We start from the raw sequence: 14,722 nt of genomic DNA on the forward strand, positions 1-14,722 counted from the left end.
TCGACCAGCATGTCTGCGGGCGTCTCTTCCAAGTAGATCCACCGCGTATTCGAGAGCCCTTGCTGCAGTCCGGCGGGCGCCCGCATCACTCGGTGGCGCGGCGGTCCTCGGCGAGGAGGAGCGCCAGCTCGTCGCGGCTCAACGACTCGACGGGTGCGTGCGCGGCCATGGCGAGGTAGCCGCCGTCCGCCGCTTCGTAGCTGCCGGCGCCCCCGCCGAGGAGGGCGGGACGCTCGCCCTCGTGCAGGAAGAGCAGGTAGGAGCTCCCGGGTACGAGCAGGGGCTCCTGCACGGTCGTGTAGCGGACCCCGTCCAGGACGCCGCCGGTCTGCGTGATGGTGAGGCGGTCTCCCGCCTCGCCCTTGTGGACGGCGGTCACCTCGAGCTCGACCTCCGTGACGGCGATGGCGCCCTCGAGACTGGCGGCGCGCTGCTCCTCCTCCGACGCCTCGCTCAGCGGGTTCAAGAGCGGATCGGTGCCCTCGTAGGTCGGATACAGGACGGCGTCGCGGGTCGAGACGGCGGTGCCCTCGATGATGCGATCGGCCTGCCCGACGAGCTGCGGCAGGTCGTAGGAGGGGTAGTCGACGGCCATCTGCGACGTCCGCTCGACGGTCGGCTCCGCGGGAGTGCCTGCACAGCCGGAGAGCAGAGCGGACGAGAGAACGGCCGCCGCGACCACCAAGATCCGGACCGCTGTCGTGGGCTGCATGCGGATCACCCTCTCACGGGAGATCCCTCGGGCTGCGGACGGGGCCGCCCGCGCTCTCCGACCCACTGGAGGTTGCCGAACGTGACGATCGAGACCAGGGCGACCATGAGGAGGTACGGAAGGACGCCCAGAACCAGCGACGGGAGGAAGCCGTCTGAACCCTCGAACTCGTCCACGCGCCGGTCCTCTGTTCTGCTCGTGGCCTCGGTCGTCCGAAGGGAAGCGGAACGCATTGAGGTGGAACAAGTCCTCGGCCCACATCCCGAAAGGGGAGGAGTCTGTCGCGGGTCAGCATCGAGCGCGACGGCTCCTAGGCTGAGCCGGTGGCTACCCCGGCATCGATCCGCCCTCTCGTGGGCGCTGCGCGCATCGCCGTCGGTGCAGCCGCGGTCGCGGTGATCCTCCACACCTACGCCTTGAGCATCGCGGCCGGCGAGCCGAATCCGTTCGACTACTTCGGCTACTTCACGAACCAGACCAGCCTCCTCGCCAGCGCGGTGCTGATCGTCGCCGGTTCGATCGCGCTCGCCCGCCGTCCGACCCCGGTGTGGCTGAGCCACGTCCGCGGCGCGGCGACGGCCTACCTGATCGTCGTCGCCGTGATCTACAACACTCTCGTTCCCGGTACCGGGACGGCCCCGCCCTGGGTCAGTGCCGTCCTGCACGTGGTGCTCCCCGCGCTCGTCCTCCTCGACTGGATCGTCGTCGCCGACCGCGGACAGCTCTCCTGGCGCCGGCTGTGGGTGGTCCTGCCCTACCCGATCGTCTGGGTCGTCGTCGTGCTCGTCCGCGGGGCGACCGACGGGTGGGTGCCGTACGGCTTCCTGCTCCCCGAGAACGGCGTGCCGTCGCTCGTCCTGCACGTCGCCGGGCTGACCTGCGCGGTGCTCCTCGCGGGCGCGCTCGTCTGGGCACTGAGCCGGCGGCGCGGAGCGGCCTCCCACCTGCCCGCGCGCTCGGTCGAGCGGTGAGCCCTCAGGATCGGCACGCGGGTCGACCCGGAATTGGCCTGCGCGTGCCTTCTTCCTCCGGTCCGGCCTCGGCCGCGACGTTCTCGCCTGGAGGACCATGAGCCGGCGGACCACCAGGACGGCCGCCTCCGACGCCGTCGCGTCGATCCTCGCGCTCATCGGAGTCGTCGGCGCCGTCTCCAGCGTCGTCCTCGCAGGGCTCGGCGCCGTGACGAACTGGCTCATCCTCCTCGGCTGCGCGGGCGACTACCGCAGCACGTTCCTCGAGGTGAACGACCCGCCCGTCGACTGCCTCGCCGGGCCGGCCTGGCCGCTCGTCCAATGGTTCGCGCTCGTCGGAGTCGGCGCGCTCCTGACCTTCTCCACCCTCGTCATCGGCGCCTACCGTCCCCGTGTCGCTGTCCCGGTCGGCGTCCTGCTCGCGGCGGTCACTGCGGTGGGTGCCGTGCTGACCCTGCCGGCCGTCGGCCCGTGGAGCGACCCTGTGCGGGCAGGTGAGCGACCCTTCGGCTACCGGTCACCCGCCCCGCGCGGTGCAGTGTCCAGCGGGGGAGTGCTGAGCGGTACGACTCCGCCGAGGAGGGATTCGTAGGCTGTTCTCATGATTCCTCGTCGACGACTCCGCCCACTGACGGTGCTGCTGTGCGCCGCCTCGGCCATGACGCTCACGGCGTGCTCCGGCTCCGACGCCGCGGTGCAGCGGAGCGAGGGCGTCACCGCGATGGTCGCCTCCGAGGCCCCCGACCTGGTGATGCAGGCGTCGATCGCCGGAACTCTCACGACGACCGACGAGGGCTGCCTGGCCGTGCAGAACGACGGGACGGCCCTCCCGCTGGTGTTCCCGGTCGGCTCGCGCCTCAGTGGCGACGGCCGGACGATCGACGTCCCTGGTCGAGGAGCGCTGACGACGGGCGACGTCGTGGAGGGCGGCGGCGGCTACCTCACGCTCGAGGACACTCCGGACGAGTGCACGTCGGACGGCGACCCCGTCGAGTCGGTGATCTGGCAGAGCCTGCCCGACTGAGAACCGGCAGAGGGCTCCGCCTGCAGCAGTCCCACCCGCGGACCGCGGCGGGGTGTGCCCCCTGTGGCTCATCGGTCGCCCGGCCGGTAGTGTCGTGCCGCCGTCGGACGGATGGCATGACGAAGGGGTGTCGTTGTGGTGGATCCGCGCAAAGCAGCGAGGGAAGCGCGTACCACTCGGCGGCGCGCGGAGCGGGACGAGAGGAACGCCCAGGCCCGGGCTGAGCGGGATGGGGTCGCCGCGTACGAGCAGATGTTTCGGGAGCAGGCCGAGTGGGAGGCAGAGGACGAACGGCGTGCCGAGGCGAATCGGGCGAGGCTGGATGTCATCCGGGACGAGTTCAAGGGCGAGAGCTTTATGCGCCTCTACGAGCGGGCGCGGCGGGACTTCGCTGAGCTCGGCGACATCGTCGTCTCTTGGAACGAACGGGCTAGCAGTATGCGCTTCGAGCGCGGAGACGAGATGACCCAGGTCATAGTCGAGGTGGCCGAGGACCTCCCAGACCGAGCCGGCGAGCTGGTGCAGAACATCCTCATCAATCTCCAGTTCTCTCTCGAACATCTCGCGATGGCCCTCGCTGTCCACGAGCAGGGCAGGCTCACCGCCGCGCAGAAGACGGGAGTTGGTTTTCCGGCCGCATTGAAGGAAGAAGTCTGGGTCCGGCGCCGGGTACACCTGCTCAGCGAGAGCGCCCGCGCCGACGTCCTTTCCCTTCAGCCCTACGCCGGAACACCGGAGGCTCCCGAGACTCACGTACTGGCTCTTCTATCGGAGCTCGCAAAGACCCAGCGCCATCACTCAGAGCTGCTCACGACATCCACGACGGGCACGCAGGGCTTCTCGCCTGCAGACGGCGTAATGCTGCATGTTTCTGAAGCTCACGTCACCGGCCAGACGGTAGCCGGCATCGGATCTGCCGTAGTTCTCGAATTCGCCAATGACGTAGATCTCGATAACGTCGCCGTACTCCGGCATGCGACAATTCGCCTCGACGTCCCCGGTTTGACGTCCGACGGGGAGAACGCGATGTTGCTGCTCGATCACCTCGTCGGCTGGGTCCTCGACCGGGTCTTCGTCTTGCTCACACCTCACCTCCGCTGAGGGGACCAACGGGCCTTCTAAGATTCGAACTCCGGGTTGTCGCCCCCCGGACTTCTGCCGCCGTTGCTCGGATTTTGCTGCGACCCGCTCGGCTGTAGGGATGTAATTCAGGGCAGACGACTGAGCCGCACGCCCCGCGCGCTCGGCTGGTGGCGGGCGGCCCGGGCCGGCGGACGGAGGCGTACCTCTTCACTGCGCAGCCGGGGCAGTCCGACGACGTCGACTTCGTGCATCAGGGCGAGGAGTTCGTCTTCGTCACCGAGGGCACCGCGATGCTGACCTACGCCGACGGAGCGTCTCACACGGTGTCTGCCGGCGAGTCGATCACGATCGAGACGTCACGCCCGCACCGCTGGTCGGTGCCGGCGGACGCTGGAGGCGCGGCACGGTACCTGCTCGTGACCACTCCTCCAGGTGCCCCTGCGGGCTGAGGACGAGCGCCGGCGCCGGGAGGCGATCATCGCTCGTCCCCTGTGAGGACAAGCCGAGGCGCCGCCGCATCGCAGGGCGCGCTCGTCGGCGCTATTCGACGTACTCTCCCTCGATCCCGAGCGCTTCGATGTCCGTCCCCGTGCCGGAGGCGATCGTGTCCCCCGTGGGTCCATCGCAGACGAGTGTGTAGACGTCCCAGGTCTTGGCCACCGTGCCCGAGAGCGCGCCCCAGTTCTGGATCGTGTGGTGCACCGTCAGTACGTAGACCGGACGGTCGGCAGAGATCTGCACGTCCGAGGCCAGACTCGGCAGGGCGACCCGCAGATCTCCGTAGGACAGGAGGGCTGCGTAGACAGGGCTCTTCTCGGCGCCGACGTCGACGACCGCTCGTGCGGAGCCGACCAGCTCGGCGACGGGCACCAGAGGCTGAGAGCCGTCGTACGGTTGAAGTGCAGGGAAGTTCTCCACGCGTTCTGCGGATGCTTCTTCCCGTGAGACGGCGGGCTCAGCAGTGGCGGGTTCAGTGCGAGCGGTCTGCTCGGGAGTGCTCGGACCGTCTCCGCCGTCCTGCGCAGCCGAGACGCCCATCGTCGTCGCCACTGCCGCCGCCGCAAGCACGGCGCCGGCGATGCCGAGCGTGATCCTCGTGACTCTCATCAGTACCCCGTCTCCCAGAGCGACGCCGCACGCTGGCTCGCCGTCCGTCCGACAGATACGTCCCGGCTCAACCACACGGCCTTCGTGGTGGCGACGGGCCGGTCGACGTCTCTCCTGCCTGGACCGTACTGCCGAACCGGTCCCTCCTGCGACCTTTCTCCACGATCGGACCGGCCTGCGCGAAGCGACCTGACGGGGGAGCGGCGTCCCGCCGAAGGAGCGGACATCAGCAGGGTCCTCCTCAGGGGTGGAGCCGGTCGCCGTCACCGGTTCTCGGACCGGGCGCTCGTGCGAGCGCTCCTTCCAGTGGAGTGGTGATCACCCCGCGAAGGGAGTGAATCTGTGAGGAGCAATATCTGTCGGTGGTCGACTCGCGGCGAGGTCGAGCGATCTCGGCCATTCGCTGGCGAACGAGCTCGGTTCTCTCGACGAATCGGACGGTCGGGATCACGTCGGGAAGACTGCTTCTCCGCTAGGTTTCCCGAGTGACGACCGAAAGCTCTCCTCCCGCTCAGAGCGCTTCTCCCAGCGGCCGAAGGACGATGACCGAGAGCCAGCAGCGCTCGAATCGAGTGGTGACGATCGTCGGATTCGTCCTCGCGTTCATCGGCTTCCTCAATGTGGCGGGACTGATCCTCAGTCTTATCGCGCTGATCCGATCCCGGCGAGCGGGTCAGAGGAACGGCCTGGCCCTCGCTGGTGTGATCATCGCGGCAGTGGGAGTGGCCTTCATCGCGGTGCTTCTCGCCGTCCTGGTCCCGATCCTCGTGGATGCGGCACAGACGTGTTCGCGCTTGGGCGAGGGGGTCCACGTCGTGGGCGGCTCCACCTACACCTGCACGGGGACGTCGTTCTCCGTCTCCTCGCGGCCGTGAGAGGGCGCGCCCCGCACCCGTGGAAGAACCGTCAACCGGTCGATTCCGCTGCGTGCCTCCTGCGTCTCCACTCGTCCGCGAGGATCGCGTAGACCGCTGAGTCGATCCAGGTCTCGCCGCGTCTCTCGCTCTGCAGGAAGAGGGCCTCGCGCCGCAGTCCCAGCCGCTCCATCGCGTGCACGGAGCCGCGGTTGTCGGCTGCGGCGCGTCCGATGATGCGGTGCAGGCCGAGCGACCCGAACCCGACGTCGAGGAGAGCGCCGCCCGCTTCGAGCGAGTAGCCCAGGCCGGCCGTGTCCGGGTGGAGGAACATGCCGATCTCACCCTGCTGCCCGTCCGCCGATCGGACGAGGACGGCGTCACCGACGAGCTCCGCCGTCGCCCGGACCTCGATGCCGTAGAAGCGGCGGTGACCCGGCTCGCGCAGCTCCCACTCGGCGTCCCGCTCCTCGAACCAGGAGGCGTACTGCCCCTCCGCGAGCGGACCGTGACCGAGGAACCGGGAGGCGCGGGCGTCACCCCGGTACGCCGTCACCGCCGCCTCGTCCTCCCGGGTGAGTCGCCGGAGCCGGAGTCGTCGTGTGAGCAGATCGACCGTGCCGTCCATCCGCCCAGGGTAGGTGACGGTGAGGTCGGGCCCGCGGGACAGCGATCCGCCGGGACCAGCGTCGGCGCTCGGACTCACCGGTGACCGTTCCCCGCTACCCGATCGCGATGACCCGCTCGGCTTCTCGCTGCCTGTCGTCCACGACGAAGCGGCCGCCCGCGAGGTGTCGGCGGCCGCTTCTCGGGCGGGTCGTGCTCAGGCGCAGCGGGCGAGGTACTGCTTCACATCGGCGCGCGTGAGGGTCTTCAGGGCGTCCAGATCGTGGGTGCGCAGGTACGCGCGGGCGGCCGAGGTGGCCTTCGCGACGGTCAGCGTCGAGCGGTCGAGGCAGGGGGCGGGGTCGAGCGGGTTCGCGCGCGCCGTGCGGAGGTCCGCGTCGATGCCGGTGACGGCCTGGTCGAGGCTGGTGATGACGATGCGCGCGGCGCCGTCCTGGGTCGGGCTGTTGGGCCACCACTCCTTCGGGTCGCCGGTGCGGTCGTCGAAGGAGACGTTGTAGAAGTCGAGGTCGAGGCCACGGATCGTGTAGTCGCCGTTCGCGTCCGTGCGGGTCTCGACGTAGCTGCCGTACGGCGGCCGGTTGAAGGCGGTGACGGGGACGGAGACCCCGTCATCGGTGTCGACGTGGCCGCTGATCGTGGCTCCCAGCGGGAGCACGTACTCGGGCAGGGCGAGGGTCTTGCCGGCGCTCACGGAGAAGACGGTGCCCGCGGCGTTCGGTCGGTCCGAGCCGAGGTTGCGCTGGACGTGGAGGCCGTCCTCGACGAGCGCGCTGACCGTGTAGGTCTCGTCGGGCACGACGGCGGCCTCGAAGGCCCCGGCCGCGTCCGTCGTCGCGACGACGAGCGGCTTCACCTCGCTGGTGCTGGTCGGGCGCAGAAGCACCTCCGTGCCGACGGCCGCAGGCGTGTCGGGCGTCCCCTCGAGCAGGAGCCGCCCGGTGATCGTGCCCGCGGGCCCCTGATCGGCGGCGGACGCGGGAGTGGCGAGTGCGGAGGCGGCGACCAGGACGGCGGCGGCGAGAGCGAGCGTGCGCCGGACGGCGGCGCGCGGGAGCGAAGACATGTGATCCCCTCAGCGGGGGCGGCGTGCCCCCATCGCTGCCGACACTAGAGGGCGGGTGAGACGGACCGCGAGCACGCCCTGAGCCGGACTCGGTCGTCGGGGACCCCGCCTCGGTCCGTAGGCTCTGCTCGTGAGTACACGCGGTCCGCTGCTTCGTGACGCGTTCGCGTGGGAGCTGTTCCCCTGGTTCTCCCTCGTGCTGCTGCTCGCTGTCGTCGCGTTCCCGCTGATCCGACTCCGCGATCCCGACCGCCGCCGCGACGCGCAGCTCGTCCTCGCTGCCCGCCGGGGCGCGCGAACCGTCTCCGTGATCCTGGGCGTGATCGGAGCCTGCGCACTGACCGCCGTCGGCGCGCTGGTCGTGGCGGCGGGGATCCCCGAGGGGTGGGGATTCCTCCTCCTCGCGATCGGCACTCTCGTTGCGCCCGCCGTCAGGGTCCACCTCGTCGGCAGACGTCGTCCGTAGGCCGGTGGGCCGTCGCCCGCTCCGGTCCCGTCTAGGCTCGCCCGTACCGCTCGCCACCGGGGAGGATCGATCGTGACGCGCAGCTCTCGCGCCGTGCCGCTTCTGGCGGGCCTCGCGGCCGCTGCACTGCTCACCGGCTGCGCCCCGACCCTCTACGGCCCCGGTGACGCGACCACGGAGGTCGCCGAGACGACCGCGCGCGAGACTGCCGCCGCGCTGGCGGATCGGATCGGCACCGACCGGCCCGACGATATCGACGAGGTCGCGAGGGAGGCCGCTGCCGAGGGCGCCGACCTGGTCGGGATCGAGTCCTTCGACGCGCCCGAGCTCGACGATGCGTTCGGTGCCCTCACCACGCGCACGGTCGGCGTGGACGGACAGCCCTACTGCTTCCGGATCGAGTTCGACTTCTACGGCCGGCACAGCGTCGACGGCGTCACCGTCTTCGGCACCACGACCGGGGTGCAGGACGTCGAGTGCGATGCGTCGACGCCGAGCGTCACTGCGCCGCCCGATACGCGCGAGGTCGTCGTGCCGGCCTCGAACGCGGAGGAGGCCGCGGTCGAGGTGCTGACCGCGCTGCCCGAGGACCCGGGCACGATCGAGGACATCGCCGCCGCGATCAGCGAGCGTCTGGCGACTCCGACGGGACCTCGGGAGGTGGCCGCGCAGCCGACGGTCGTGCTGCGGGGCACGGACGTCGGAGTGGCGATGGGGCACGCCGAGGACTGCGTCCTCGTCAAGCGCGAGGCGGGCGCCGTCACCCGCGTCGTGGTGGCGCCGGTGCTGCTCCAGCCGGGCGAGCTCGGCTGCACCGCCGACACGGCTCTCAGCCCGGCCGAGTCGCTGCGCCCCCCGCACTGACCCGGCGTCGAGACGTCGAGCGCGACGCGACAGGAGGCGGCGTCAGCGCGACACGCGTCGACCGGCCCGCCGGTTCTCGATCGCGAGGATCACGGCGGCGAGGAGCGCGCCGAGGACGGCGCCGATGGTGTTCATGAACCAGTCGTTCGTGTCGCAGGAGCGGCCGATCGCCGGGACGCTCGCCTGGACCAGCTCGATCAGGGCGGACAGGCCGGAGACGGCGGCGGCGACGAGCACGGGGCGGCCGACCGCCACCGCTAGCAGCAGGGCCCCGGGGAGCAGGAGGGCGATGTTCGCGAGGGTGTCGATGCCGTCGAACGGCACCGAGAACTGCACGGTGCAGAAGACCAGCGGCGTGCCGTCCGGCGGGTACATCGTCAGCGCGATGCCCGCGAGGAAGGCCACCGCGGCGAGGACGAGGAGGGTCCTCCTCGCGCCGCGCCGGTGCAGCAGCCAGGCGAGCGCCGTGACCAGCGCGACCGCGATCCAGAAGCCGATCGGCACGAGCGCGGCGTGCTCGACGAGGAAGGTGCTGATCATGGCGCTCTGCTCTCGGGTGGCGGGGTGGCGGGATCGGAATCAGCGGGCGGAGGGACGGAGGCGCGATCACCGACGGCGTCGACGTCCGGGGGAGACGTCCGCGCAGCCCGCATCGAGCCCTCGGCGGAGGCCGGCCCCGGAGGTCGGCTGTGGAGGCCGGTCCCGGAGGTCAGCTCCGGGGCCGGCGCCGGAGGTCAGCTGCGGAGCGGAGAGCCCACGACGTCGAAGCGGTGGCCGCCGAAGGCGCCGCTGAGCAGCGGGCGCGCCCGCTCGATCGCGGCCTGGACCTGGGGGAGGGCCAGGGAGGCCCGGTGCGCCTCGGCGCTCTCCCACAGCTCGACGACGAAGACGGTGTCGGGCTGCTCGTCGTCGACGCCGACCTCGTAGGCCAGGCAGCCGGCGCCGACGAGGGCGGCGTTGTGCTCGGTGAGGAGGGCGACGAGCTCGTCGCGTCTGCCGGGTGCGGCCCCCAGGGTGCCGACGTTCGCGAAGGTCATGCCGCGAGGCTACCGGTATCGGCGCCTCCGCTCCCCGCCTCGATCCTCCGCGCCGGTGCTGGGCGGCCGACTCCGGCGGCGGCCGTCGCGACCGCTGCGACGGCGAAGGCGACCGTGGCGCCCGGCCCGTCGAGGAGCGCTCCCAGGCCCACGGCGCCCACGGCCTGACCCGCGATCAGCACCACGAAGAGCAGTGCCGTGCCGGTCGCCGCGCGGTCCGGGTCCAGGGCGGTGGTCCAGGCGATGAGCGCTCCGGTGCCGGCGGTGTAGCCCCAGCCGAAGAGGAGGCACGCCAGGAGGGCGAGCGGCGAGGAGGCCGTGAGCGCCAGGCCGAGGGTCCCAGCGGCGGCCGTCGCCGTGGTGATCGTCCAGGCCGTGCGCGGCGGCAGGGCGCTGGTCCATCGGGCGGTGGCGATCGCGACGGTGCCGCCGATCCCGAGGACGATCCACGCGACGACCGACTCCGCGGTGCTGCTCCCGCGCTCGACCAGCAGGGTCCTGCCGAAGTTCCAGCCTCCGGCGGATCCGGCGCCCAGCAGCGCCGCCGCCAGGATCGCCCCGCGATGCGCGCCCAGCCAGGCCGTGGAGAGCGCGGTCGGGGTCTCGCGGCGCGGGGTGGCGCCGTCGAGCACGGCGACCGCGAGGGCGGCCGCGACCACGACGACCGCCGCGACCACCCACACCGTGCGCCAGCCCGGGAGCAGCGTCAGGGCGAGGGCACCCGCTCCGACCAGTCCGGGGCCCGTCCCGGAGTTCACGATCGTCTGCGCCCGCGCCTGCAGTCCCGGGCGGACGCCCCGTCGGAGCACGTCGACCAGTGCGGGGGAGGCGAGTCCTGCGCCGACGGAGCTCACGACGGCGGCGATCGCGAAGGGGACGAACTCGTGGCTGAGCGCCATCCCGAGCGCGCCGGCGCCCGCCGTCGCACCGGCGGCCAGCACGAGGACGCGGGCCGCGCGGGAGGCGAGCAGGAAGCCCGCGACCGCGCCGAGGCAGTAGGCGAGGGAGGCGCCGGCCGAGACACCGCCCGCCGTGGCCGCGTCGAAGCCCAGCTCGGAGCGCATCTCCGGCAGCAGGAGACCGTAGGCGAAGCGCACGAGACCGTAGGTCGCCGCGATGAGCCCGGTGGCGGCGAGGACGAGGGGGGCCGGAGACGAGAACGAAAACGTGCGTTTCATATTGAGAGTCTAGGCTGGAGGTATGTCCATTCCACTCCGAGCCGCTTCGATCAGGCCCCGCACCGAGGCGAAGCTGCTCGACGCGGCCGAGGAGCTCTTCTTCAGCCGCGGGATCGCCGCGACGCCGATCGACGCGGTGCTGGCACTGGCCGGCGTCTCGGCCGCCACTCTCTACCGCGGCTACTCCAGCAAGGAGGCGCTGGTCGCCGCCGCCCTCGCCCGTCGGCAGGCGGCCTGGCTCGAGACCTGGGAGGCCGAGATCGAGCGGGCGGACTCGGACCGGGAGCGACTGCTGGCCGTGCTCCCCGCACTCGAGCGCTTCCGGGAGCGGCCGCACGGCGCCCGCTGGTGCGCGTTCCTCGCGTCGTCCGCGGAGTACCTCGACCCGCCGGCCGAGCTCGCCGACGCTGTCCGCGCCGACACGGAGTCCCTGCGCGGACGGCTGACCGAGCTCGCCGAGCCGCTGGTGGGGGAGGAGGCGCCGCGGCTCGCGGAGGAGCTCCTGCTCGTCGTGACCGGTGAGCTCGCCATGCGGCTGCGCGGCGGCCCGCTCGGTGGGACGAGCGCGGCCGGGCGCGTGGCGGACGCGGTGGTGAGTGCGCACCTGCAGGATCAGGGCCTGCGGGCGGGGCGGTAGCCGCACGGAGGGCGTCGCCGCCGTCGGGGTCGACGCAGCTGCCGAGGACGCCGGCACTGGCGACCGCGACTGCCGAGCAGCGAGGCGTCGACGACAATCACACGCTTCCGGAACAAGATCAAACTGACATGATCTCGATCATCGCCCAAAAATGGCAGTCGGCCCTCCTCAGCGCCAGCCTGCAGCCCCTCATCCGCATGCCGCCCGATCACCGACGTCTACGAGTGGACGACGAAACCCGGCGACGAGACGGCCGGAGACATCCTGGCCTCGCGCGATTTCCCGCTGATGGCCAAGAGCTTGCAGGGCGCGACGCGGTTGGAGCACCGGGAGCGCGGATCGGTGTACTCCACTGCCCGGTGCATGGCGTCCTGCTTGAAGGACTCCGGCACCCGCCAGTGGGTGAACCGCACCGGCGAGAACGACACCCGGCCGGAGTTCGATCCGGGCGCCTTCGTCCGCTCCACCGGGACGCGCTACAGCCTGTCCAAGGAGGGCGCCGGCAGCGCCGGCCCCCTCGTCCTCGCCCTCACCGCCGCGACCGTCGAGGCAGCGGAGGAACTCGCGGCCGTGTCGCCCGGCGGCCGGATGCAGACGCCGATGCTCGGCGTCCTCGATGAGGCGGCGAACGTCTGCCGCTGGCGCCACCTCCCCGACCTCTACAGCCACTACGGCTCCCGAGGCATCCCGATCATGTCGGTGTTCCAGTCCTGGTCGCAGGGCGTCAGCGTCTTCGGGCGGGAGGGCATGGACAAGCTGTGGTCGGCCGCGAACGCGAAGATCTACGCGGGCGGAATCTCCGAGACGGGGTTCCTGCGGATGGTGTCGGAGCTGATCGGCACCTACGACCGGGAGACGACCTCCGCGAGCATGAACAAGGGCGTGCGCTCGACCACCAGCGCCTTGAAGCGCGAACTGATCCTCGACGTCGCCGAACTCGCGAACCTCCCCACGCCGAAGAAGGGACGCAAGATCGGGCGGGCGATCCTGATGTCCTCCGGCTCCCGCGCCGCCATCCTGCGCACCCTGCCGTGGTTCGACGGCCCCAAGCCGCTCGTCGCCGCGATCAACGCTTCCCTCGCGAACCACCGACCTGGCGCAGCGCCGGCGCCGACACCCACGCCGGCCTCTGAGCAGGGACACGACCTCACGCCGGTGACTCCCGCATGAGCGGCTACGACGACGACCCGTTCGGCGCCGACGAGCCCGCCACCGCGGCCAGGAGCGTCGACCTCGAGGCGGGGGAGGAGCCGACGACGCACTTCGGATCCGCGGACGAGTTCGTGCGCAAGCAGCTCATCGGCACCTACCGGCGCCGAGTCATGGCACAGGGCTCCGGCGGCAGTTCGCGGTGGAAAGCGGCCTGGTGGGAATCGAAGGAAGCGCAGCAGCGCATCGAAGCGCTGTGGCGGGCGTGGGAGGCCGCACGCGCCGACCCGAAAGCAGGGATGAGCGCGTGGTGGATCAACCACTGCGACCCGCACATGAGCGTCCTGCTCTCCCCGGACGGGCCGTTCGCAGACTCCACCGACGAGAACCGAATCGGGGAGGCACTGCCCTACGAGGCACCGATCGAGGGCGCGTTCCCGCCCGACCTGCAACCGCCGCTGTACACGCAGCGACTGGGCAAGGAAGGCGTCTGACGCGGCGAGTTGGGGGCGGGAGAACCGAATACGACGGCCTAGGCCGTGGCGAATGACTCCAAGGAGGGCGCCGGCACCGCCGGCCCCCTCGTCACCGCACTCACCGCGGCCACTCTCGGGGCGGCGACCGACCTCGCAGACACCTCGCCCGGCGGACGGCTGCGCACTCCCCTCGTCGGGATCCTCGATGAGGCCGCGAACGTGTGCCGGTGGCGGGACCTCCCCGACCTCTACTCGCACTTCGGCTCCCGCGGCATCCCGATCATGTCGGTGTTCCAGTCCTGGTCGCAGGGCGTCGCCGTGTTCGGAAAGGAGGGCATGTTGAAGCTGTGGAGCGCATCGAACGCGTTCCTCTACCTCGGCAGCGTGAAGGAGAACGACTTCCTCCAGAACGTCTCCGAGCTCGTCGGGGACTACGACCGCGAAACGACCTCCGCCAGCTACAACAAGGGCGTCCGCTCGACCTCGACCGCGTTGAAGCGCGAACGGATCCTGACCGTGGACGAGCTCGGAGCGATGCCCCGCGGCCGCGCCGTGATGCTCTCCACCGGATCCCGAGCCGCGCTGCTGCGCACCGTGCCCTGGTACGAGGGCACGAAGGAGAAGGTCGCAGCGATCAAGGCCTCCATCGCCGCCCACGACCCCGCGACCGCGCCGGCACGCGGCGACGAGCCGACTCCTCTCGTAGCGACGGCCGCGCAGCCGGTCGCGACCGGCGCCGAGCCGGTCGTGGCGAGCGTCGAACCGGCTCCGACGATCGACCTCGCCGCCTCGATGCGGACCCTGATGGAGAACGAGGACGCCAAGCGGACGCAGGCGCAGCGTGACTGACGACGATCCGCTCGCGGGCGAAGACGTGCAAGAGGCTGCGGGCCTCCCGGCCGCCGTCGACGGGGACCGAGACACCGCGGCTGCGTCGCTGCTCGGCGCATTCGACGTCGACGCGATCGCCGCGAGAGAAGTCGCGGACGTCATCACCGGGATCATCGCCGGGATGACGAAAGAGGCCCTGGAACGAGCGCTCACTCCCGAGCGGGTCGAGTTGATGCAGGCCCGCGCCGAAGCGGCCGTGCAGCGCTCGTTCGAAGAGGACTCCTCCCCGACCCTCGTTTACGGATCCGCGGACGAGTGGCTGAGGAAGTACTGGCGGTACACGTACCGCCGCCGCGTCTCCACCAAGGGTCAGGGCACCGGACGCTGGCGCGCCGACTGGTGGACCATCGATGAGGCCGTGCAGCGCATCGAAGCGCTCTGGCGCAGCTGGGAAGCGTCCCGCCTCGACGCAGGGCTCGGGATCAGCGCCTGGTGGATCAACCACGCCGAGCCACACATGGCGGCCCTCCTGTCCACCGACGGGCCGTTCACGGGTGCGACGGACGAGAATCTCCCGGGTGACCCGCTGCCCTACTTGGAGCCACCCGCCGGCATGTTCGATACCGACAAGCAGCCTTAG

General features: G+C 71.2%; 21 protein-coding genes. 13 read left to right on the forward strand and 8 right to left on the reverse strand.

Features of this window, described 5'->3' with window-relative positions; genetic code table 11:
- Positions 1 to 85 precede the first annotated feature (85 nt).
- Together MT355_RS14925 and MT355_RS14930 are read right to left on the reverse strand one after the other, a co-directional pair.
- Positions 86 to 712 carry a hypothetical protein gene (locus tag MT355_RS14925; protein ID WP_243600122.1) on the reverse strand — a complete coding sequence of 209 codons (627 nt, stop codon included), beginning with the start codon at positions 710 to 712 and terminating at the stop codon, positions 86 to 88.
- 5 nt (positions 713 to 717) lie between these two features.
- On the reverse strand, positions 718 to 888 hold the full coding sequence (locus tag MT355_RS14930) for a hypothetical protein (RefSeq protein WP_243600123.1): 171 nt from the start codon (positions 886 to 888) through the stop codon (positions 718 to 720).
- A gap of 147 nt (positions 889 to 1,035) precedes the next feature.
- On the opposite strand from MT355_RS14930, the gene MT355_RS14935 reads away from it, so the two are divergent.
- The 5 genes from MT355_RS14935 to MT355_RS14955 all read left to right on the forward strand — a co-directional run bounded on the left by MT355_RS14935 (position 1,036) and on the right by MT355_RS14955 (position 4,239).
- Positions 1,036 to 1,683 (forward strand): Pr6Pr family membrane protein, encoded by a 648-nt coding sequence (locus tag MT355_RS14935; protein WP_243600124.1) that lies wholly within the window; start codon positions 1,036 to 1,038, stop codon positions 1,681 to 1,683.
- Positions 1,684 to 1,780: 97 nt separating this feature from the next.
- Positions 1,781 to 2,275 carry a hypothetical protein gene (locus tag MT355_RS14940; RefSeq protein ID WP_243600125.1) on the forward strand — a complete coding sequence of 165 codons (495 nt, stop codon included), beginning with the start codon at positions 1,781 to 1,783 and terminating at the stop codon, positions 2,273 to 2,275.
- 9 nt (positions 2,276 to 2,284) lie between these two features.
- Complete coding sequence (locus MT355_RS14945; RefSeq protein ID WP_243600126.1) at positions 2,285 to 2,707, forward strand: hypothetical protein; 423 nt, start codon at positions 2,285 to 2,287, stop codon at positions 2,705 to 2,707.
- A 135-nt stretch (positions 2,708 to 2,842) separates the two neighbouring features.
- Positions 2,843 to 3,808, forward strand: coding sequence for a hypothetical protein (locus MT355_RS14950; RefSeq protein WP_243600127.1), 966 nt, complete (start codon positions 2,843 to 2,845; stop codon positions 3,806 to 3,808).
- A 149-nt stretch (positions 3,809 to 3,957) separates the two neighbouring features.
- Positions 3,958 to 4,239, forward strand: a complete 282-nt coding sequence (locus MT355_RS14955) for a cupin domain-containing protein (RefSeq protein WP_243600128.1) — start codon at positions 3,958 to 3,960, stop codon at positions 4,237 to 4,239.
- Positions 4,240 to 4,330: 91 nt separating this feature from the next.
- Here the strand turns inward: MT355_RS14955 and MT355_RS14960 are convergent, their stop codons facing one another.
- Positions 4,331 to 4,972 carry a hypothetical protein gene (locus MT355_RS14960; RefSeq protein ID WP_243600129.1) on the reverse strand — a complete coding sequence of 214 codons (642 nt, stop codon included), beginning with the start codon at positions 4,970 to 4,972 and terminating at the stop codon, positions 4,331 to 4,333.
- Positions 4,973 to 5,472: 500 nt separating this feature from the next.
- On the opposite strand from MT355_RS14960, the gene MT355_RS14965 reads away from it, so the two are divergent.
- Positions 5,473 to 5,772, forward strand: coding sequence for a hypothetical protein (locus MT355_RS14965; protein WP_243600130.1), 300 nt, complete (start codon positions 5,473 to 5,475; stop codon positions 5,770 to 5,772).
- A 31-nt stretch (positions 5,773 to 5,803) separates the two neighbouring features.
- On the opposite strand, the gene MT355_RS14970 is transcribed toward MT355_RS14965, so the two are convergent.
- Positions 5,804 to 6,379: a GNAT family N-acetyltransferase gene (locus MT355_RS14970; protein WP_243600131.1), complete on the reverse strand. Its 576-nt coding sequence runs from the start codon at positions 6,377 to 6,379 to the stop codon at positions 5,804 to 5,806.
- 195 nt (positions 6,380 to 6,574) lie between these two features.
- The gene (locus MT355_RS14975; RefSeq protein WP_243600132.1) at positions 6,575 to 7,444 is read right to left on the reverse strand and encodes a carboxypeptidase-like regulatory domain-containing protein; all 870 of its coding nucleotides are present in this window, start codon (positions 7,442 to 7,444) and stop codon (positions 6,575 to 6,577) included.
- Positions 7,445 to 7,574: 130 nt separating this feature from the next.
- On the opposite strand from MT355_RS14975, the gene MT355_RS14980 reads away from it, so the two are divergent.
- On the forward strand, positions 7,575 to 7,910 hold the full coding sequence (locus MT355_RS14980; protein ID WP_243600133.1) for a hypothetical protein: 336 nt from the start codon (positions 7,575 to 7,577) through the stop codon (positions 7,908 to 7,910).
- Between the two features lie 72 nt (positions 7,911 to 7,982).
- Positions 7,983 to 8,774 carry a hypothetical protein gene (locus MT355_RS14985; protein WP_243600134.1) on the forward strand — a complete coding sequence of 264 codons (792 nt, stop codon included), beginning with the start codon at positions 7,983 to 7,985 and terminating at the stop codon, positions 8,772 to 8,774.
- A gap of 42 nt (positions 8,775 to 8,816) precedes the next feature.
- Here MT355_RS14985 and MT355_RS14990 read toward each other — a convergent pair whose 3' ends face one another.
- From MT355_RS14990 to MT355_RS15000, 3 genes are all read right to left on the reverse strand, one after another.
- Positions 8,817 to 9,314: a VanZ family protein gene (locus MT355_RS14990; protein WP_243600135.1), complete on the reverse strand. Its 498-nt coding sequence runs from the start codon at positions 9,312 to 9,314 to the stop codon at positions 8,817 to 8,819.
- A gap of 194 nt (positions 9,315 to 9,508) precedes the next feature.
- Complete coding sequence (locus MT355_RS14995) at positions 9,509 to 9,811, reverse strand: putative quinol monooxygenase (protein ID WP_243600136.1); 303 nt, start codon at positions 9,809 to 9,811, stop codon at positions 9,509 to 9,511.
- Positions 9,808 to 10,989 carry an MFS transporter gene (locus MT355_RS15000; RefSeq protein WP_243600137.1) on the reverse strand — a complete coding sequence of 394 codons (1,182 nt, stop codon included), beginning with the start codon at positions 10,987 to 10,989 and terminating at the stop codon, positions 9,808 to 9,810. The genes MT355_RS14995 and MT355_RS15000 overlap by 4 nt, the downstream gene beginning before the upstream one ends.
- Positions 10,990 to 11,011: 22 nt before the next feature.
- On the opposite strand from MT355_RS15000, the gene MT355_RS15005 reads away from it, so the two are divergent.
- The 5 genes from MT355_RS15005 (at position 11,012) to MT355_RS21640 (ending at position 14,722) form a co-directional block, all read left to right on the forward strand.
- Positions 11,012 to 11,626 carry a TetR/AcrR family transcriptional regulator gene (locus tag MT355_RS15005; protein ID WP_243600138.1) on the forward strand — a complete coding sequence of 205 codons (615 nt, stop codon included), beginning with the start codon at positions 11,012 to 11,014 and terminating at the stop codon, positions 11,624 to 11,626.
- Between the two features lie 363 nt (positions 11,627 to 11,989).
- Positions 11,990 to 12,796, forward strand: a complete 807-nt coding sequence (locus MT355_RS15010) for a type IV secretory system conjugative DNA transfer family protein (protein WP_243600139.1) — start codon at positions 11,990 to 11,992, stop codon at positions 12,794 to 12,796.
- Positions 12,793 to 13,269 (forward strand): DUF4913 domain-containing protein, encoded by a 477-nt coding sequence (locus tag MT355_RS15015; protein WP_243600140.1) that lies wholly within the window; start codon positions 12,793 to 12,795, stop codon positions 13,267 to 13,269. The genes MT355_RS15010 and MT355_RS15015 overlap by 4 nt, the downstream gene beginning before the upstream one ends.
- 45 nt (positions 13,270 to 13,314) lie before the next feature.
- On the forward strand, positions 13,315 to 14,100 hold the full coding sequence (locus tag MT355_RS15020; protein WP_243600141.1) for a TraG/TraD/VirD4 family protein: 786 nt from the start codon (positions 13,315 to 13,317) through the stop codon (positions 14,098 to 14,100).
- Positions 14,093 to 14,722, forward strand: coding sequence for a DUF4913 domain-containing protein (locus MT355_RS21640; RefSeq protein ID WP_243600142.1), 630 nt, complete (start codon positions 14,093 to 14,095; stop codon positions 14,720 to 14,722). The genes MT355_RS15020 and MT355_RS21640 overlap by 8 nt, the downstream gene beginning before the upstream one ends.

This window comes from Rathayibacter sp. VKM Ac-2929 (genome assembly GCF_022815495.1).
In the GTDB taxonomy this organism is placed as follows: Bacteria; Actinomycetota; Actinomycetes; order Actinomycetales; family Microbacteriaceae; genus Rathayibacter; species Rathayibacter festucae.